Origin of the sequence: Microbacterium oxydans (genome assembly GCF_026559675.1) — a bacterium.
In the GTDB taxonomy this organism is placed as follows: domain Bacteria; phylum Actinomycetota; class Actinomycetes; order Actinomycetales; family Microbacteriaceae; genus Microbacterium; species Microbacterium oxydans_D.
The window spans coordinates 3,029,955-3,047,930 of record NZ_CP092891.1 but is presented as its reverse complement, the minus strand read 5'-3'; the positions used below and the strand labels follow the sequence as shown (position 1 = coordinate 3,047,930).

At 70.4% G+C, this 17,976-nt stretch carries 15 protein-coding genes and 1 pseudogene; 5 read left to right on the top strand and 11 right to left on the bottom strand.

The annotated features are described in order from the left end of the window. Nucleotides 1-109 precede the first annotated feature (109 nt). Complete coding sequence (locus MME74_RS14755; RefSeq protein WP_267415815.1) at nucleotides 110-1,111, top strand: LacI family DNA-binding transcriptional regulator; 1,002 nt, start codon at nucleotides 110-112, stop codon at nucleotides 1,109-1,111. On the opposite strand, the gene MME74_RS14750 is transcribed toward MME74_RS14755, so the two are convergent. The 6 genes from MME74_RS14750 to MME74_RS14725 form a co-directional block, all read right to left on the bottom strand. Further along, the gene (locus tag MME74_RS14750; protein ID WP_267415814.1) at nucleotides 1,080-1,922 is read right to left on the bottom strand and encodes a PaaX family transcriptional regulator C-terminal domain-containing protein; all 843 of its coding nucleotides are present in this window, start codon (nucleotides 1,920-1,922) and stop codon (nucleotides 1,080-1,082) included. The genes MME74_RS14755 and MME74_RS14750 overlap by 32 nt on opposite strands. After that, nucleotides 1,912-3,186, bottom strand: coding sequence for a kynureninase (locus MME74_RS14745; RefSeq protein ID WP_267415813.1), 1,275 nt, complete (start codon nucleotides 3,184-3,186; stop codon nucleotides 1,912-1,914). Before MME74_RS14745 ends, MME74_RS14750 begins: the two co-directional genes overlap by 11 nt. A gap of 1 nt (nucleotide 3,187) precedes the next feature. Then, nucleotides 3,188-4,147 (bottom strand): hydrolase, encoded by a 960-nt coding sequence (locus tag MME74_RS14740; RefSeq protein ID WP_267415812.1) that lies wholly within the window; start codon nucleotides 4,145-4,147, stop codon nucleotides 3,188-3,190. Further along, entirely contained in the window at nucleotides 4,147-4,998 is an 852-nt protein-coding gene (locus MME74_RS14735; RefSeq protein WP_267415811.1) for a tryptophan 2,3-dioxygenase, read from the bottom strand. Before MME74_RS14735 ends, MME74_RS14740 begins: the two co-directional genes overlap by 1 nt. A 72-nt stretch (nucleotides 4,999-5,070) precedes the next feature. Further along, the gene (locus MME74_RS14730) at nucleotides 5,071-6,126 is read right to left on the bottom strand and encodes an alpha/beta hydrolase (protein ID WP_267415810.1); all 1,056 of its coding nucleotides are present in this window, start codon (nucleotides 6,124-6,126) and stop codon (nucleotides 5,071-5,073) included. A 72-nt stretch (nucleotides 6,127-6,198) separates the two neighbouring features. Continuing rightward, entirely contained in the window at nucleotides 6,199-6,723 is a 525-nt protein-coding gene (locus tag MME74_RS14725; protein ID WP_267415809.1) for a TetR/AcrR family transcriptional regulator, read from the bottom strand. A gap of 80 nt (nucleotides 6,724-6,803) precedes the next feature. On the opposite strand from MME74_RS14725, the gene MME74_RS14720 reads away from it, so the two are divergent. Continuing rightward, complete coding sequence (locus MME74_RS14720; protein ID WP_267415808.1) at nucleotides 6,804-7,514, top strand: MBL fold metallo-hydrolase; 711 nt, start codon at nucleotides 6,804-6,806, stop codon at nucleotides 7,512-7,514. 19 nt (nucleotides 7,515-7,533) lie between these two features. On the opposite strand, the gene MME74_RS14715 is transcribed toward MME74_RS14720, so the two are convergent. From MME74_RS14715 to MME74_RS14705, 3 genes are all read right to left on the bottom strand, one after another. Continuing rightward, nucleotides 7,534-8,121 (bottom strand): cysteine hydrolase family protein, encoded by a 588-nt coding sequence (locus tag MME74_RS14715; protein ID WP_267415807.1) that lies wholly within the window; start codon nucleotides 8,119-8,121, stop codon nucleotides 7,534-7,536. Then, complete coding sequence (locus MME74_RS14710; protein WP_267415806.1) at nucleotides 8,118-9,560, bottom strand: purine-cytosine permease family protein; 1,443 nt, start codon at nucleotides 9,558-9,560, stop codon at nucleotides 8,118-8,120. Before MME74_RS14710 ends, MME74_RS14715 begins: the two co-directional genes overlap by 4 nt. 61 nt (nucleotides 9,561-9,621) lie before the next feature. Beyond that, a complete protein-coding gene (locus MME74_RS14705; protein ID WP_267415805.1) occupies nucleotides 9,622-10,905 on the bottom strand; it encodes a M18 family aminopeptidase in 1,284 nt (427 codons plus the stop codon). Between the two features lie 268 nt (nucleotides 10,906-11,173). Here MME74_RS14705 and MME74_RS14700 point away from each other — a divergent pair, with 268 nt between their 5' ends. Together MME74_RS14700 and MME74_RS18375 are read left to right on the top strand one after the other, a co-directional pair. Then, nucleotides 11,174-12,037 carry an EamA family transporter gene (locus MME74_RS14700; RefSeq protein WP_267415804.1) on the top strand — a complete coding sequence of 288 codons (864 nt, stop codon included), beginning with the start codon at nucleotides 11,174-11,176 and terminating at the stop codon, nucleotides 12,035-12,037. A gap of 109 nt (nucleotides 12,038-12,146) precedes the next feature. Continuing rightward, nucleotides 12,147-13,331, top strand: a pseudogene (locus MME74_RS18375) (DUF222 domain-containing protein); the annotation flags it as partial. 255 nt (nucleotides 13,332-13,586) lie between these two features. Here MME74_RS18375 and secA2 read toward each other — a convergent pair. Both secA2 and MME74_RS14690 read right to left on the bottom strand, forming a co-directional pair. Beyond that, nucleotides 13,587-15,923, bottom strand: a complete 2,337-nt coding sequence (gene secA2 / locus MME74_RS14695; RefSeq protein WP_267415803.1) for an accessory Sec system translocase SecA2 — start codon at nucleotides 15,921-15,923, stop codon at nucleotides 13,587-13,589. Between the two features lie 20 nt (nucleotides 15,924-15,943). Beyond that, a complete protein-coding gene (locus tag MME74_RS14690; protein WP_267415802.1) occupies nucleotides 15,944-16,600 on the bottom strand; it encodes a response regulator in 657 nt (218 codons plus the stop codon). Nucleotides 16,601-16,898: 298 nt separating this feature from the next. Between MME74_RS14690 and MME74_RS14685 the strand changes: the two genes are divergently transcribed. Then, entirely contained in the window at nucleotides 16,899-17,969 is a 1,071-nt protein-coding gene (locus MME74_RS14685; RefSeq protein WP_267415801.1) for a sensor histidine kinase, read from the top strand. Nucleotides 17,970-17,976: the final 7 nt, after the last annotated feature.

The following is a 17,976-nucleotide window of genomic DNA, read 5'->3' as shown; positions in this document are numbered from 1 at the left end:
CTCGGGCGAGGTCGCGGTGGGTAGCAGTCTTCTGGCGGGAGACAGAGCCGTCAAACGTTTTCGAAAACAGTTTCCTTCTGGCCGTCCCAGAGGTCTACGCTGACCAGTCATGAGCGGGAGAACGACGATCCACGACGTCGCCAGGGCGGCCGGGGTGTCGGTGTCGACCGTCTCCAAGGCCGTGAACGGGCGCTACGGGATCGCGGATGCCACCGTGCAGCGGGTGCTCGATGCGGTGCGCGAGCTGGGCTACGAGTCCAGCCTGGTCGCGAGCAGCATGCGCGCGCGTCGGACCGGGGTCGTCGGCGTGCTCCTCGCCGACTTCGAGCCGTTCAGCGCCGAGATCCTGAAGGGTGTCGGTGCCGCCATGCACGACACTGCCTTCGACCTCCTCGCGTACAGCGGCTCCCGACACGGCGCCAGCGAAGGATGGGAGCGCCGCTCGCTGAGTCGTCTTTCTGGCACGCTGATCGACGCGGCCATCATGGTGACGCCGACGGTCGTGAGCGCGGCCACCGAGATCCCGGTCGTCGCGATCGACCCGCACACCGGCCGCGCCGATCTGCCGACAGTGGAGTCGGACAGCTTCGGCGGCGCCCTCACGGCGACCCGCCACCTCATCGAACTCGGCCATCGACGGATCGGGTTCCTCGGCGGACGACCCGACCTGCGCTCCGCCGGGCTGCGTGACGCGGGCTACCGGCGGGCGCTGTCCGACGCGGGCATCCCGGTCGATCCGTCGCTGATCCGGCTGGGCCGCTACGAGCTGGAGACGACGAGGGAGGCGGCCCGGGTGCTGCTCGCGGGCCCCGCGCGCCCCACCGCGGTGTTCGCCGCGAACGACCTGTCGGCCATCGCGGTGATCGACGTCGCGCACGATCTGGGGCTGCGGGTGCCGGAGGACCTCTCGGTGATCGGCTTCGACGACGTGCCCGAGGCGTCCCGGCGGGCGCTGCCGTTGACGACCATCCGTCAGCCGATGCAGCGGCTCGGCGCCGTCGCCGCCGACATGGTGTTCACGCTCCTCGGCGGGGGAGAGGTCGAGCAGACGCACGTCACGCTCCCGACCCGTCTCGTCGTCAGGGCGACGACGGCCCGTCTGCACGACTGAGGTCGCGCACGCGCTCCCACGCGGGTTCGGCGAGAGCCGCGGACAGGCGGGCGAACTCGTCGAAGCTGCGGCGTCCCGGCCAGTCATCCGGCAGCATCGACGGGGGCAGCCCGGGGTCGGTGTAGGGCAGCACCCGCCACCGGTCGATGAGCTGCACATAGGCAGCGAACGGCTCGGCGGGGAGCGCGTCGAGCGAGGCCTGGAAGGCGAGGTGGTCGGAGCGCAGCGCCTCCAGGTCCCACCACTGCGCCGCGGCGTCGACGAGCGTGCCGGCCGGCGCGGGGGCGGACGCCTGGAAGAGGGTCGCCCAGCGGCGGGCATCCAGCTCTTCGAGGATCTGTGCGGCCTCGTCCCGGAGGTGCCCGGGGCAGATCCACAGCGCGGGCGAGACGACTCCCGCGCCGATCCACTGCAGCCGACGGCGGAGCTGATGCCGCACGCTCCGCGCGCTCTCGGGGATCGAGAACGACACCAGGCACCACGGATCCGCGTCCGTCATCTCGCGCATCTCGAAGATGCGGCGATCACCGCGCTCCAGCATCCCGACCGCGGCCGGATTCAGTCGGTAGCCGATCGCGTCGCCGCGCTCGGCGAGCAGCAGTCCCTTCTGCTTGAGTCGGGTGATGCCCGTGCGGGCCTGCGCGGGCGGGATGCCCAGCTCACCCGCGAGCGTGACCAGGTCGGCCGCCGAGATCCACCCGCCGAGCGGGCGCAGGAAGACGCCGACGAGCGTCCGCAGCAGCGAGGCGGTGCTGCCGGGACGCGCATCGATGTCGTCCAGGACGGGTGCATCCCCGCGGTCAGAAGTCACCGGACTCCAGGGCGTCGCGCACCGCGAGCACGCCCGTGATCGTCTCGACGTGCGAGGTGCTCAGCGGGGAGAGTCCGAGGCGGATGCCGTCCGGGAAGCGGAAGTCGGGGATGATGCCCTCGGCCCACAGCCGGCGCGTGACCTCACGGAAGTCGGGGTGGCCGATCGTCACGTGACCGCCGCGGAGATCGGCGTCCCGCGGGCTCAGCAGCCGCACGCCGAGCGGCGCGAGGACCTCGTCGTAGGCGCGCACCGCGAGGTCGGTCAGCGACCGGGACTTCGCCCGCACGCCCTCGATCGTGGACTGCTCGATGAGGTCGAGCATCCCCTGCATCGCGAGCATCGAGGTCACCGGCGGGGTGCCGCTCAGCAGCTGGCGGATGTCGTCGGACGGGACATACTCCGGGCCCATCGCGAAGATGTCGGCCGCGCTCCACCACCCCTGGATCGGCTGGCGCAGCACGCCCTGGAGATCGCGGCGCAGGTAGGCGAAGGCGGGGGAGCCCGGCCCTCCGTTCAGGTACTTGTACGTGCAGCCGACGGCCATGTCGACGCCCCACTCGTCGAGCTGCATCGGGACGACGCCCGCCGAGTGGCACAGGTCCCACATCATCAGCGCGCCGACCTCGTGCACGGATGCCGTGATCGCGCGCATGTCGGCGAGAGCACCGGAGCGGTAGTCGACGTGGCTCAGCGACACCAGGGCGGTGCCCTCGGAGACGACCGCCTCGATGTCCGCGACCGTGACGCCGGACACCGGGTCGGGCTCGATCCACCGCAGCGTCATCCCCGTCTCGGCGGCGACGCCCTCGGCGAGGAACCGGTCGGTGGGGAAGTTGCCCGCCTCGATCACGAGCTCCGTGCGGGGTGTCCCTCCGTCATCGGTTCCCTCGGCCCGTCCGAGGGCCGCGCGCATGAGCTTGTAGATGAGCACGCTGGTCGAGTCGGCGACGACGGTCTGACCGGCCGCGGCGCCGAGGGCTGTGCGGGCGATGCGGTCGCCGAGCTCCATCGGCAGCGCCATCCACTGCTCGTCCCAGGAGCGGATGAGCCGCGTGCCCCAGTCCTCGCGCACGAACGCCGCGAGCTTCTCCGGGGCGTCGCGCAGGGGACGGCCGAGCGAGTTGCCGTCGAGGTAGGCCGTCACGCCGGGGGCCTCGGCGAACGCGTCCAGGTGGCCGCGCAGCGGATCGGCCGCGTCGAGGGCGCGGGCCGCATCGAGCAGGGCGGCGTCGCGGGGGTCGGATTCACGGGGAGCGGTCATGTCACACCTTCAGGTCGGCGGGGGTGAGCGGGCGGGCGCTGCGGATGTCGGCGGTCGCGGAGGCGCGACCGGGGAGGAGCAGCAGGAGGGAGGCGGGGTCGAGGGGGTCGACCGGGGCGAGCGCGCGCAGGAGGGCGTCGTCGTCGAGTCCGGCCGCGCGCAGGGCCGCGATCTCGCTCTGGTTCAGGTCGACGGGGGTGGGGCCGTTGCCCATGTCGGTGCCGTAGAGCACGGTGCCGCCCGCCGCATGGAAGCGTCGGACGTTGTCGATGGCGGTCGCACGGTCGGCGCCGTCGTGGATCGACAGGGTCGAGATCCACGCGAGGGACGAGGCTTGGAGGGCGATCTCCGCGTCGTCGAGGCGCTCGCTGAACGGGGCGTGCGCGAGCCTGGCTGCCCCGAGGCGGGCGGCGCGCTGCGCCTCGCCGGGTCCCTCCGCGTGCACCACGACCGGCAGCTTCCGGGCCGCCGCGAGCTCGACGATCGTGCGGAGGAGCGCGTCCGGGAAGACGGGTCCTGCCGTGCTGTTGTCGGCGACCTTGAGGCAGGAGGCGCCGGCCTCGGCCATCTCGGCGACCGCGTCGGCGGCAGCATCCGCATCCGGGATCTCGCGCACGGATCCGGCCGGAGCCCAGGAGCGATCCGAGGGGTAGCCGCCCGGAGGGGTGAGGAAAGCCCCCGCGAAGTCGACGCGGGGCGAGACGAGGCGTCCTGCGAGATCGTGCAGCACCCCGGGGTTCCCGCCGAGGTCGACCACCCGCCCGAGCAGCGAAGCGGCCAGCAGCGCGTGGTCGACGAGCTGCAGGTGCACGTGGTGGTCGGTGAAGCCGCCGGTGACGACGCCGTCGAGCCGCGGGAGTCCGGCCGCCGGGGTCTCGGCGCGCAGCCGCACGCGCCCGTCGACGACCTCGGCGACGCCCTCGCGCCAGCCGTCGCCGTCGAAGAACGTGGCGGCTCGCATCAGCTGCCGATCTCGGTGCGCACGGTGTAGAGCTCGGGGAAGAACGTCAGGTCCAGGGCGCGCTGCAGGAAGCCCACGCCGCTGGAGCCGCCGGTGCCGACCTTCATGCCGATCGTGCGGGCCACGGTCTTGAGGTGCCGGAAGCGCCAGAACTGGAAGTTGTCCTCCAGATCGACCAGGTCTTCGCACGCCTCGTACAGGTCCCAGTAGCGGCTCGGGTCCTGGTAGATCTCGCGGATCGCGGGAACGAGCCCCGGCGTCTCGCGGTACGGCTCGCGCACGTCGCGCTCGAGGATCTCGGTGGGGATCGGCAGTCCGCGACGGGCGGCGAAGCGCAGGAACTCGTCGTACAGCGTCGGCTTCTCCCACTCGGCGGTGAGCAGCGCGAGGTTGGCGGGGTGGTCGGCGAAGACCTTGAGCATCTTCTCGTTCTTGTTGCCGAGCGCGAACTCGACGGCGCGGTACTGCACCGACTGGAACCCGGACGAGTTGCCCAGGGCGCCGCGGAACTGCGCGTACTCGGTGGGGGTGAGGGTCGCCAGCACCGACCACTGCTGCGTCATCACGTCCTGGATGCGCTTGACGCGGGCGATGCGCTTGAGGGCCTCGCGCAGGTCATCGCGCGCGAGCAGCTCCCGTGCGGAGGAGAGCTCGTGCAGGAGCTGCTTGAGCCACAGCTCGGTCGTCTGGTGCTGGATGATGAACAGCATCTCGTCGTGGTGCTCGGGCTCGCTCACCGGATGCTGCGCCGTGAGCAGCTGGTCCAGCGCCAGGTACGACCCGTAGGTCATCCGGCCCGACAGGTCGGTGACGATGCCGGACTCGAGGGCGCGTTCGTTCTCGGTGTGCATGCGCCGAACATATCACTTCCGTGGCGCTCGTCACAGGTGTGAAATGTTCGTGCGGCAGAGGAAAGGGCGACGTCAGCGGGTCGTGTGCGTGTCGAGGAAGTCGATGGTCTTCTGCAGCGCGGTCCGCGCATCGGGCAGGTCGAGGTGGAACTGGTACTCGTGGGGCAGCTGCGGCTCGTGCGGCGCCGGCCAGAACTGGGTCGTCACCTCGACGCCGAGCTCGTCGAGGCGCTGGGCCATCGGGATCGACTGCAGCCAGGTGAGCCCGTCGCCGTTGCCGCCCGAGATGTACGTGGCAGGGAAGTCGGCGGTGACCCAGTCGATGGTCGACATCGTCGCGCCGGTGGAGTCCTCCGCCCAGGTCTTGGTGCCCGAGTACGCCCACATGGCCGACTTGAATCCCCATCCGGCGATGCCGTCGAGCTGCGCGAGCGCCGACAGGTCGTACACGCCGCAGTTGAGGACGGTCGCCACCAGCTGCTCCGGCTTGAGAGAGGGGGCGATGTCCATGATCTCGGCATAGTCGGGGCTCGTGATCAGGGTGGCCATCTGGCTGGCGAGCTGTCCGCCGGCGGAGTCTCCGGCGAGCACGATCTGGTTCGCGTCCACGCCCAGCTCCTCGGCGTGCTCGTCGATGTAGGCGAGGGCGGTGTCGAGCTGCTGCACGGCGAGGGGGTACACGCCCTCCGGGCCGATCGTGTAGTTGACCGCGATGGTCGTGTATCCCTCGGCGGCGAGGATGCGCATGTACGGGTCGACGTTCTCCTTCGCGCCCGAGATCCAGGCTCCGCCGTGGATCCACACCACGGTGGGCAGCGGGCCGGTCGCGGATGCCGGCCGGAAGACGTCCATCGTGGTGTCCGCGCCGTCGTCGCCGTAGGCGACGTCCTTCTGCACCGAGAGCTTCGTGTCGGGCACGTGCCGGTCCATCTCGGCGGCGGTGTCGTCGCCGCCCTTGGTGAACACCGCCCGGATGACCATGGCCGAGGGCCACGGCGTGAGTGCTCCGATGAGCGCGACCACGGCGACCACGGCGACGATGATCCCGAGCGCCACCTTCGTCCGGTGCCAGGGCTTTCGGGCCTTCTTCGGGCGTGCGGACTCTTCGGCGTGCGCGTCGATGCTCATGGACCCCTCCCACCGCTCAGTGTGGCAGCATTCCGGTTCGGTGCGCGGGGGAGGGTCGGGGCGGGGGCGGCCTCAGTCCGTGAGGCCGGCGAGGAGCCGCCGTAGGCCGTAGTCGAACGCGCGGTCCACGTCGCCGCCGAGTCGGAAGGCGCCGGAGAGCTCCATCTGCAGGAAGCCCGTCGCCCAGGCGGTGAGGAATCGTGCCGCGTCGAGGGCGTCGTCCTCCCCGACGAGGGCGGATGCCGCGTGGATCAGCGGCGCCGCCGAGCGCTCGAGGGCGTCGTGCGGGGCTGCCACCGTGAACATGATGCGGAAGCCCTCCGGGTGCTCGTGCGCGAACGAGCGGTAGGCGTTCGCGAGGGCGGTCAGGTCGTCGCCCGCCGCCTCCAGCCGTGCCGTGAGCGCGTCGATCGACGCGGCGGCGACCGCGGCCAGCAGGGCATCCCGATCGCGCACCCGCTTGTACAGCGAGGGTGCGCGCACGCCCACGCGTGTCGCGACCGCCTGCATCGTGAGGCCGGCGGGACCGGTCGTCTCCAGGATCTCGCGTCCGGCCGAGACGATCTCCTCGATCGACGTGCGTTCGGGTGTCGGCATCGCGCCCTCCTCGATGGCTATTGACAATAGCCATGATAGCTACGTAACGTAGCCATCGCAAACATCCCGAGAGGATCGCCATGAAGCTCGCACCGCACCTGCACCGCCTCGGCAACGACATCGTCGCCTCGTACCTGGTCGACCTGCCCGAGGGGATCACCCTGATCGACGCCGGTCTCCCCGGCCACTGGCACGACCTGCAGCGCGAACTGGCCGATCTCGGGCGCCCGCTGTCCGACATCCGCGGCCTCGTCCTGACGCACGGCGACAGCGACCACATCGGTTTCGCCGAGCGCCTGCGTCGGGAAGCGGGCGTGCCGGTGTCCATCCATGCCGCGGACAGCCATCGCGTCCGCACCGGCGAGAAGCCCAAGACCTCGATGGGGCCGGCGCGGCTCGGCCCGACGCTCGGGTTCTTCGCCTACGGCATCCGCAAGAACGCGCTGCGCACGCACCACGTCGCCGATGTGGTCGAGGTCGCGGACGGCGAGGTCCTCGACCTGCCCGGCGCGCCGGTCGTGATCGGCATGCCGGGGCACTCGCCGGGCAGCATCGCCGTGCACGTCCCGGCCGTCGATGCCGTGTTCGTCGGCGACGCTCTGACGACACGTCACGTGCTCACCGGGCGCACCGGTGCGCAGCCCGCGCCGTTCACGGACGAGCCGGCGGAGGCGCTCGCCTCCCTCGACCGCCTGGCGGCCGTCTCGGCGTCCTGGGTGCTGCCGGGGCACGGCGCTCCGTGGCACGGAACGCCGGCCGACATCGCCGCCGCCGTCCGCGCGTCGGTCTGAACCGCCGCGCGGAACCCGCTCAGCGCGCGTCGAGGATCGCGGACGAGTCGCTGATCGTGATCTGCGGCGGATAGAGGCCCATCACCTGCAGCGCCGCCGCGTGGTTCTCGGCGGTCGATCCGGCGCACGCATCGGCCGCGATCGTCACGTGCGCTCCGGCGTCGGCCGCGGCCAGGGCCGTCGAGATCACGCAGCAGTCCGTGGCGACCCCCGCGAGCACCACCCGCGCGCCGTGCCCGACGACGGACTCGAGCTGCGGGCCCCACTTCCCGAACGTCGGAAGATCGATCGTCGGATGCGGGGACAGCGCGGCGGCTTCGGGGACGAGGTCGAAGAGCGGGTCGTCCGCGGGCTGATCCGCGAACGGCCAGGCGGCGAAGTAGTCGCCCCACGACGTGGAGCGGTCGGCGGTCGGCATCCACCGGGTCACGAGCACGCGCTCGCCGAAGGTCGCGGCCAGGGCGTGGATGCGCGGCATCGCCTCCGCGAAGAACGGCGACCCCCATGCGGAGTCGGAGGACGCGAAGATCGCCTGCGGATCGATCACCACGAGCCAGGGGGCCGTGGTTGCCGAAGCGGGGGTTCCCGAGACGGTCGAAGAGGTCACGCGCTCTCCTGGCGACGGATCTTCCCCGCGCGCGCGAAGTACGTCACGAGGAACGAGAGGACCAGCGCGAAGAAGACTCCGAGGTTCGCGAACGCCCAGGCGCCGTCGCGTCCGCCGATGAGGAAGAGCAGGTAGCCCTGCCAGTTGTTCCAGGGCGCGTCTTCGGCGAAGCCGTTCACGACCAGTCCCCAGCCGATCACCGTGGTGACGACCATGGTGCCGATCGAGGTCCAGTCCCAGGCGCCGTAGCGGCCGCGGCTGTCGAACAGTGCCGCCTCGTCGTAGTCCTTGCGGCGGCGGAGGATGTCGGCGATCAGGATGCCGGCCCAGGAGGCCAGCGGCACCCCGAGCGTGATCAGGAAGCTCTGGAACGGGCCGAGGAAGTCGGTCGCGAAGAACACCACGAAGATCGTGCCGATCGTGAGGATCACGCCGTCGATCGCGGCGGCCGAGGGGCGGGGGATGCGGATGCCGAGGCTCAGCAGCGTCAGCCCGGAGGAGTAGATGCCCAGCACCGCGCCCGAGACGAGCGCGAGCACGGCCGTGAGCAGGAACGGCACGAGCACCCAGGGAGGAAGGATCGAGGCGAGCGCGCCGATCGGGTCGTCCCGGACTGCGGCGAGGAGCGCGTCGTTCGACCCGGCGAGCAGCAGACCGAACACCACGAGGATCACCGGGGCGACCGAGCCGCCGATCGTGTTCCAGGCGACGATCGCGCCGTCGGATGCCGTGCGCTTCTGGTACCGCGACCAGTCGGCGGCGATGTTGATCCATCCGAGCCCGAACCCGGTCATGACCATGACGAGCGCGCCGATCACCTGTCCGATGCCGCCGTCGGGGCGGGCGAGCACGGCGCTCAGGTCGATGGTCGGTGCGGCCAGGATGATGTAGAGCACGGTCACGACGCCGGTGACCCACGTCAGCACCGACTGCAGCTTCATGATCGTGTGATAGCCGAGCACGGAGGCCGTGACGATGAGGGCGGCGACGATCACGGTGGCGATGATCTTCAGTGCGATGCTGTCGCCGTCGCCGCCGAGCTGCGTGATGATCGTCGCGGTGGCGAGCACGGCCATGATCGCGAGGAACGTCTCCCACCCGATCGAGGTGAGCCACGAGACGATGCCGGGGATCTTCTGGCCCTGCACCCCGAAGGCCGCGCGGGAGAGCACCATGGTGGGGGCGGAGCCGCGTTTGCCGGCGATCGCGATCAGCCCGCACAGCAGGAACGACACCACGATGCCGATGACCGACACCAGGGTCGCCTGCCAGAACGAGATCCCGAAGCCCAGCACGAACGATCCGTAGGACATGCCGAACACCGACACGTTCGCGGCGAACCAGGGCCAGAACAGGTCGCGGGGCTTCGCGGTCCGCTCGGACTCGGGGATGATCTCGATGCCCGCGCGCTCGATGAGAGCCGGCTTGATGTCCGTCATGGTGACATCCTGGCACTGCCGGGGCCCCGGTGGGCGGATGTGCCGCCGCGGGACGACCGACTCAGCCGGCGAAGAACGACTGCGCGGTGCGGGTCAGGTCATGCAGGTCGGAGACCCCCGCGAGCTCGCGCGCCGAGTGCATCGACAGGATCGGGATGCCGACGTCGACCGTGCGGATGCCGAGCCTGGTCGCGGTGATCGGGCCGATGGTCGATCCGCACGGCACGCTGTTGTTCGACACGAACTCCTGCGTGGCCACGCCCGCCCGCTCGCACCAGGCCAGCCAGGACGCGGTTCCGACCGCATCCGTCGCATACCGCTGGTTGGCGTTGATCTTGAGGATCGGACCGGAACCGAGGACCGGCTGCACCACCGGGTCGTGCTTGGCGGCGTAGTTCGGGTGCACCGAGTGACCGACGTCGCTCGACAGGCACCACGACGAGGCATAGGCCTGGCGACGCTCGGAGGCGTCGGCCCCGAGCCCGGCGTAGAGACGCTCGAGCACGTCCTCCAGGAACGGTCCGGCCGCGCCGGAGCGCGACTCCGATCCGAGCTCCTCGTGGTCGAAGGCCGCGAGCACGGCGATCGGCCCTCCCGCTGCCGGCTCGTGCGCTTCGAGGGCGACCACGCCGGCGTGTACGGAGGCGAGGTCGTCGAGGCGACCCGAGGCGAAGAAGGCACTGTCCTTGCCGAACACCGCACCCCGGGCCGAGTCGGCGATCACGACGTCGTAGCCGCGGATGTCGGATGCTGCGACGTCGGCGGACGCGGCGAGCTCGGCGAGGATGTCGGCCTCGCTCGCATCGCCCAGGCCCCACACCGGCTGCGTCTCGACCTGCTTGTCGAGCGCGAGGCCGTTGTTGACGCCGCGGTCGAGGTGGATCGCGAGCTGGGGCAGGCGCAGCAGGGGGCCGGTGTCGGCGAGCACGACGCGGCCGTCGGCGAGGGCGAGGCGTCCGGCCAGGCGCAGCTCGCGGTCCAGCCAGGAGTTCAGCAGCGGCCCGCCGTAGACCTCGACGGCGGCCTGCAGCCACCCGCGGGATCCGGTGGTCGGCTGCGGCTTGAGCTTGAAACCGGGGGAGTCGGTGTGCGCGCCGAAGATCTGCACCGGCGTCGTGGCGGTCGCATCCTCGGGGACCGTCCAGGCGATCGTCGCACCGTCACGGACGACGACGTACCGTCCTCCGGCAGGAGTCGGCCAGGCGTCCTCCTCCTGCAGCCGGGCGAAGCCGGCGGCCTCCAGGCGGCGGGCGACCTCGGCGGCCGCGTGGTAGCTGGAGGGCGAGGCGGCGACGAAGTCGGCGAGATCCTCGGCGTGCGAGAGGGCGACCGGGGTGACGGGCATGGAGTGCCTTCCTGGAGACGGGCTTGCTTCGAGCGTACTCGCGGCGCTGGGATCCCTCCCCCGCCCGGAGAACGCGGCGCGGCCGTTTCCCGTCCGTTCATCCGCGCGCGTTAGGGTTGCTCTCGATAGCGCCTAGGGTTCCGGGGTCTCGCACCCGCCTGGTCCGAGCGGCGCCACGGTCCTCCTCCGCAGGAGGGCCGTCATCTGACAGGACAAAAGCCCGGAGGACCCTGTTCGTCGCGCCCGCGCCGAACGGAAGGGTCTCATCGTGTCGGCACTCGCGTTCGTCCTCGTCTTCGGGGCGGCGGTCGCCCACGCCGCGTGGAACATCATCGCTCACGGCATCAGCAGGGCCGGGGTGCCGTTCCTCTGGTGGGGCGCCGTCGGCAGCACCCTCGTGTGGGTCGGGGTCGTCCCGTTCACCGGCGGCCTCGGCACCGACGATCTCTGGTCGTTCGCCCTCGGGGTCGTCGTGTCCTCGGTGCTGCACGTCGGCTACATGGCGGTGCTCCAGCGTGGATACCGGGAGGGCAACCTCTCCACGGTGTACGCCACCGCGCGCGGCACCGGACCCTTCCTGTCCGTGATCGTGGCGGTGCTGCTGCTCGGCGAGAGGCCCTCGTTCATCGCGCTGATCGGCGTCGCCGCCGTGATCGTCGGTGTCGTGGCCATCGGACTCGTCGACCGCGGACGCGGTGGCGGCGCCCGCCGCATCGACCCCGGCATCCTCTTCGGTCTGCTCACCGGCGTCACGATCGCGATCTACACGATCTGGGATGCGCACGCGGTGCGCACCTGGAACCTCTCGCCGGTCGCGTTCATGGTCGGCACCACGCTGCTGCAGATCCCCTTCTACTCCATCGCGGTCCGGCGCCGGTGGGGAGCGGTCTGGGCGCTGGGCCGCACGCAGTGGCGCCGCATCGTCGTGTTCGGCATCCTGTCGCCGCTGTCCTACATCCTGGTGCTGACGGCGATCCAGATCGCGCCGGTCGCGCTGGTCGCGCCGCTGCGCGAGGTGAGTGTCGTGCTGGTGAGTCTGTTCGGGGTGTTCGTCCTGCGGGAGTCGAAGCCGTGGTGGCGGATCGGCGCGTCCCTCGTGGTGGTCGCGGGGATCGTGCTGCTCGCGCTGTGAGCGTGGGGCGCCGGCTCTGTTCGACTGCATTCCGATATTCCGCAAAAGGGCTGCTGAACAGGGCTGTTTCGGGGGCGGAATGTCCGTGGCCCGGCGTTGAATCGAGGGTATGAACTCCCTCGCGGATGCTGTGGATCAGGTCGTCGCCGATCTCGATCGCGTGCTGTCCGTCGATGTGTTCACCGCGCTCACGGATGCCGAGCGGATGGACGCCCTGCGCGCTGCGGGTGACGCGCTCCGCCGCGTGGAGGCGGTGATCGTGGCGACGGTGGCCTCGGCCGAGCCGCGGTTCTCCGACGGCTTCGGCTGCCGCTCGACGAACGAGCTTCTGCAGCGGGTGGCGCGGGTCGACGCTCCCGGTGCATCGAAGATGCTCAAGGCGGCATCCGCCGTGCGACGTGAGGTGGCGTTGTCGTCGGGGGAGCGGCTTCCTGCACGCTACCCCGAGGTTCGTGAGGCACTCCTCGACGGTGCGATCGGGGTGGCCGGGGTTCTCGCGGCGACCGGACCGATCGATCAGGCCGGGGATCGGATCGGCGTCACCGACCGGTTGACGGCGGATGCCGCGCTCGCCGCGTTCGCGCGCGGGTGTCCTGCCGATGCCGATGCCGATGCCGATGCCGATGCCGATGCTGGTACGGCGCCGCCGGCGACGCCGGACGACATCCGTCAGTTCGCGCAGGCCTTGGCGATGGCCCTCGACCCTGATGGTGCGGAGCCCTCCGACCTCCGGGCGCAACAGCAGCGGTTCGTGACGGTCGGGCGGTTGCGCGACGGCGTGCACCCGCTCCGAGGGAATCTGCTGCCGGATGCCGCGGCGCAGCTGCAACTCATCATCGACGCGCAGTGCAATCCGAAGACCGACGGTCCGCCGCATCCGGGCGTCGTGTTCCGAGATTCCGACGCCGTGGCGGCCGAAGGCGATCCCGGGAACACCGATCCTGGGAACACAGATCCGTGGAACGCCGATCCGCGCGCCGTGATCGATGCCCGCACCGCGGCGCAGAAGCGTCACGATGCGCTGGCCGCGGCGATGGGGATCGCAGCTCGTCACGATGAGATGCCGAAGCTGGCCGGCGCCGCACCCACTCTGGTGGTGCAGGCGGATGTGAAGGACATCGCGACAGGAGCAGGGTGGTCGACGATCGCCGGCTCGCAGGCTCCTGTCCCCCTCGGGGTGGCGAGACAGGCCGCGTGCGGCGGGGCGATCCAGCGTGTGCTCCTCGATGCGGGACGCATCATCGGTGTGTCCGTGACCGACCGGGTTTTCACGGTTCATCAGCGGCGTGCCATCGTCGCCCGTGATCGTGAATGCCTGATACCCGGGTGCCATGTTCCCGCTTCCTGGTGCGAGATCCATCATGTGATCGAGCACGCCAGGGGTGGCGAGACGCACACCGACAACGGTGTGCCGTTGTGCTGGTGGCACCACCGCTCGCTGGACCGGTCGGGATGGGAGATCCGGATGGACAGGGGCATCCCGCAGATCCGCGGACCCGCATGGTGGGACCCGGACCGTCGCTGGCGCGCGCCGCAGCGCTCCCTCCGGCTACTCCAGGTCGAGGAGTCGGGAGCGGACGAACTTCCCGATTCGGCGGACGAAGCGGTCGCCGGGGGAGCCGTAGGGGTCATCGGTGACCATGTAGGTCCAGGTGGCCGACGGCCGGCGGAGGCCCAGATCCACGAGGTCGCGTCCGACGTCGTCCGGGGTGAGTTCGCGGAGGAAGTCCGCGGTGCTGCCGTACGCGCCGTCGAAGAAGCCCTGGAACTCGCGGAGCGCGAGCCGGTGGAACTCGTCGGCCGGTTTCTCGCCACCGAGGGCGCGGAGGTGGATGCCGTCGCGCAGCTCCTGGAGGACCATGAGGTGCGTGACCCACTGCTCGTCCAGGAAGTGCACCGCGACGGCGCGCGCGGTCTCGGACACGGCATCCGCGCCCCGGGCCGCCACGAGTCGGCGCCACTGCTCGGGGACGAGTTCGCGGATCCGGGCGTCGGAGACATCTCCGTCGACGACGTCGCTCCGGTGCCGCAGCACGGCGTCGCGCTGTGCCGCGATGGCGCGGTTGTAGACCCAGGTCGCACGATGACGGTCGGTGCGCATGCTCTCGGCGATCGACTGGCACTGGTCGGCGATGCGCCGACGCTCGAGGGCGGGCAGGGCGTCCCGCTGACGGTCGATGCGGGCGAGCATCTCGGCGGTCGCATGCATCCGCACGAGGTCGTCGTCGAGGCTGAGGAAGGTGCGGCTGACGCCGGGGTCACCCTGCCGACCCGCGCGCCCGCGGAGCTGTGCGTCGAGACGGCGTGAGGGGTATCTGCCGGTCGCGATCACGGCGAGACCCCCGGCTCCCACCGTGCGGTCGCGGTCCTCCTCGTCGGGCCCGCCGAGCCTGATGTCCGTGCCGCGCCCGGACATCTGCGTCGAGATCGTCACGGCCGCGTACTCGCCCGCGCGGGCGATGATGGCCGCTTCCTCCGCATCGTTCTTCGCGTTGAGCACCCGCACCGGGATGCCCGTCGCGCGGAGGCGATCGGCGAGCGTCTCGGATTCGGCGACACTCTGGGTGCCGACCAGCACCGGTTGTCCCGAGCGGTGGCGTGCGGCGATCTCCTCGATCACGGCCGCGGTCTTCTCGTCCTCGCTCATGACGATGACATCCGGTCCGTCGACCCGGCGGTTCGGCTCGTGGCGTTCGACCCTGCCCGCCGGCAGGCGGTAGAACTCGAGGAGGTCCTCCGCCACCGGGGTGACCGTGCCGCTCATCCCCGATCGGGTCTCGTAGCGGAGGAGGAGGTCCTGGACCGTGATCTGGTCGAGGATCGCGCCGGGAGCGGACGCGGCGAGGTGCTCCTTCGCCTCGAGCGCGGCGTGGAGCCCGTCGGGCCAGCGCTGCAGATGCGCTGTCCGCCCTCGCGTGGTGTTGATCAGGGTGATCCTGCCGTCCGTCACCAGATAGTCCACGTCGCGGTGGACGAGGACCCGCGCGTGCAGGGCGAGGTTGATGCGGGTGAGCATGCCGAGATGCTCCAGGTTGTAGAGGTTGATCCCGCCGAGCCGCTCCTCCACCCGGTCGAGCCCGTCGTCGGTCAGGCTCACGGTCGCCTGTTCGCCGTCCACCGTGAAGTCCGCGTCCGGCACGAGGCTCTCCACGAGCGCCGTGGCCTCCTCGAACGGGTCCGCCTGATCGTCCGTGGCGCCCGCGAGGACGAGGGGGACCATCGCCTCGTCGATCATCACCGCATCCACCTCGTCGACGATCGCCGCGTCGAACACCGGTCCGACCCGTTCGTCGTCGGCGACGGCGAAGCGATCGCGGAGCACGTCGAACCCGATCTCGCTCACGGGCGCGTAGACGACGTCAGATCGATAGGCGGTGCGCCGATCCTCCGGAGGGGTGTGCTGGCCGACCCAGCCCACGCTCACCCCGACCAGACCGAAGAAGGCACCCATCCAGGTGGCGTCGCGTTCGGCGAGATAGTCGTTGACCGAGATCACGTGCACCCGTCTGCCCGCGGTCGCGAACCCCGCGGCCGCGAGAGCGCCGACCAGGGTCTTGCCCTCGCCGGTGTCCATCTCCACGGCGTGGCCGGACAGCAACGCGCAGCACGCGAGGAGCTGCTCGTCGAACGCCCGCAGGCCGAGTGTGCGATCGGCCGCTTCGCGCGCGATCGCGAGATACCGGGCGGTCGCGTCCGGCGGCAGCTGCCGGACGCCGGTGCGGAGGTCGAGCGATCCGGCCTCAGCCCGGAGAGCAGCGTCGTCCAGCGCCCGCATCCGCTCTCCGAGCGTGCCCGCGGCGCGGACGATCGGCAGGTATCGGCGGAACGACACCGCCCCCGGGAGCCCGAGGAGATGAGCGGCCCATCCGGGAACGGGCGGGCTCATCGTCGTGTCCGAACCGCGTCTCAGCGGAAGCTGACCAGTCCGGCGTGCGCGGCCGTGACCAGGATCTGCACGCGGTCGCGCAGGTGCCACTTCGACATCATGCGACCGAGGTGCGCCTTCACGGTGCCCTCCGAGACGATCAGCGCCTTGGCGATCTCCGCGTTGGACATCCCCTGGGCGAGACACTGCAGCACCTCGGCCTCGCGCTCGGTGAGCGGTTCGAGGGCATCCACGTCGGCCGCGACCGGGGTGGAGTCGCGCACGTGCTTGATGAGCATCGACGCGATGCGCGGGGACAGCGAGCTCGCCCCGCTGTGCACCTCCCGCACGCCGGTGACGATCTCCTCCGCGCTGGAGTCCTTGAGCAGGTAGCCGGAGGCGCCGGCGCTCAGCATCGGGAGCACGGTGTCACTGCCGTCGAGGGTGGTGACCGCGAGGACGCGGACGTGCGGCCAGCGCTCGGCGATCACGCCGGTGGCCTCGATGCCGTCCATCTCGGGCATCTGGACGTCCATCATCACGACGTCGGGCTGCTCTCTCTCGACGGTCGCGATCGCCTCGATCCCGTCCTCCGCCTGCGCGATCACGGAGATCTCGGGGTCGCGGGAGACGAAGTGCGACAGCGCTGAGCGCACGAGGGGATCGTCATCGACGATCACGACACGGATTTCCTGCATGGGGGAAGCCTAACGGCGCGCGCGACGCGCGAGAGCGATGTAGACCTTTGGCCAAAAAGGTCTGGACCAGAGTCCGATGTGCCCGCGGGGATTCGCCGAGAAGATGAATACAGACATCAACGAACGGCTAGTAAATGGAGGTGAATCCTATGTCTTTCTGGCAGCAGGTTGGCAAGCTTTTTGGTCTCTACCGCTAGGATAGCTGGCATATAGGAGATAGTGCACCATGGCCTTTGACCAGTCGACTCGGGCAACGCCCGATATCTTCCGACTCGGTCGAGGCGAGCGGCTCAGCCGTGTGGAACGCATCGTCATCCTCGCGATCATCTGCGTGATGATCGCCGTCGACGTCATCGGACTCTTCACCGATCCGAACGTCAACCCGTTCACCTCCGCGGTGAGCATCGCCTCATCGGCCGTGTTCGCCCTCTACCTGTGGTCCCCACTCATCGCGACATGCGCGCTGGGGGCGGCCTTGGGGCTCTCCTTCCTCACCGGAACGGAGACCCAGGTGTTGATCACGGCGGCATTCGCTGCTGCCTTGGTCATGCGGCTCGGGTGGACATCCTTGATCCTGTCCTACACAGCAGGGTTCCTCGTCGCCACCGGCGTCATCGCCTACGGCGATTCCGAGGTTCCTGTGAACGTGGGCATCTACCTCATCTTCGCGACAGTGGCGGGAGCAGTCGGGCTCGCTCTGCGACTGGCGTTCGCTCGCGGACGCCGACTGGAAGGTGAACTCGAAGCGGCGGCCGAGCAGGAGCGTCAGGCCGTACTCGCCGAGCGACGATGGATCGCCGGCGAACTGCACGACAGCATCGCGCACCACCTCACGGTGGTGTCGCTGCACGTGCAGATGCTCGAAGACCCGCAGACGAGCAGCGACTCGCAAGAGGCGATCCGCGTCGCGGCCCGCAAGGCCATGACCGATCTCCGCTTCGTGATCGAGCTCGCCGACGACGGACCGCAGTCGTCGAGTGTGCAGACCGGCGACCTCGCCGAGGCGATCGACGAGGCGCAGGGAGAATTCCAGTCGGCCGGCCACACCGTGGTCCGAGAAGGCGACCCCGCCGACGAGCGGATCCCGCGGGCGGTCGAGATCGTCCTCGCGCGCATCGTGCGCGAGTCCGCGACCAACATCCTCAAGTACGCAGGTCCGGGCCAGGTGGAGATCCTTCTCCACGTCGACGACGAGGTGGCGCACCTCACGTTGCGCAGCCCGCTCCCGACGACACCGCGCCGCGAGCTCTCCTCCAGCCGTACCGGCCTCGGCCGCATGGCCGAGCGCGTCATGGGCGCGAGCGGCGAGTTCAGCGCCGGAGAGGTCGAGGGACATTGGGTCGTGTCGGCACGTCTTCCGGTCGTGTGATGCCCTA

Excerpts from the sequence above, each read along its gene's own strand:
- MME74_RS14725 (WP_267415809.1), bottom strand. The coding sequence starts at position 6,723 with ATGCCGACACCCGAACGCACGTCGATCGAGGAGATCGTCTCGGCCGGA.
- secA2 (WP_267415803.1), bottom strand. The coding sequence starts at position 15,923 with ATGAGCCCGCCCGTTCCCGGATGGGCCGCTCATCTCCTCGGGCTCCCG.
- MME74_RS14730 (WP_267415810.1), bottom strand. The coding sequence starts at position 6,126 with ATGAGCATCGACGCGCACGCCGAAGAGTCCGCACGCCCGAAGAAGGCC.
- MME74_RS14710 (WP_267415806.1), bottom strand. The coding sequence starts at position 9,560 with ATGACGGACATCAAGCCGGCTCTCATCGAGCGCGCGGGCATCGAGATC.
- MME74_RS14690 (WP_267415802.1), bottom strand. The coding sequence starts at position 16,600 with ATGCAGGAAATCCGTGTCGTGATCGTCGATGACGATCCCCTCGTGCGC.
- MME74_RS14705 (WP_267415805.1), bottom strand. The coding sequence starts at position 10,905 with ATGCCCGTCACCCCGGTCGCCCTCTCGCACGCCGAGGATCTCGCCGAC.
- MME74_RS14740 (WP_267415812.1), bottom strand. The coding sequence starts at position 4,147 with ATGCGAGCCGCCACGTTCTTCGACGGCGACGGCTGGCGCGAGGGCGTC.
- MME74_RS14755 (WP_267415815.1), top strand. The coding sequence starts at position 110 with ATGAGCGGGAGAACGACGATCCACGACGTCGCCAGGGCGGCCGGGGTG.
- MME74_RS14735 (WP_267415811.1), bottom strand. The coding sequence starts at position 4,998 with ATGCACACCGAGAACGAACGCGCCCTCGAGTCCGGCATCGTCACCGAC.
- MME74_RS14720 (WP_267415808.1), top strand. The coding sequence starts at position 6,804 with ATGAAGCTCGCACCGCACCTGCACCGCCTCGGCAACGACATCGTCGCC.
- MME74_RS14745 (WP_267415813.1), bottom strand. The coding sequence starts at position 3,186 with ATGACCGCTCCCCGTGAATCCGACCCCCGCGACGCCGCCCTGCTCGAT.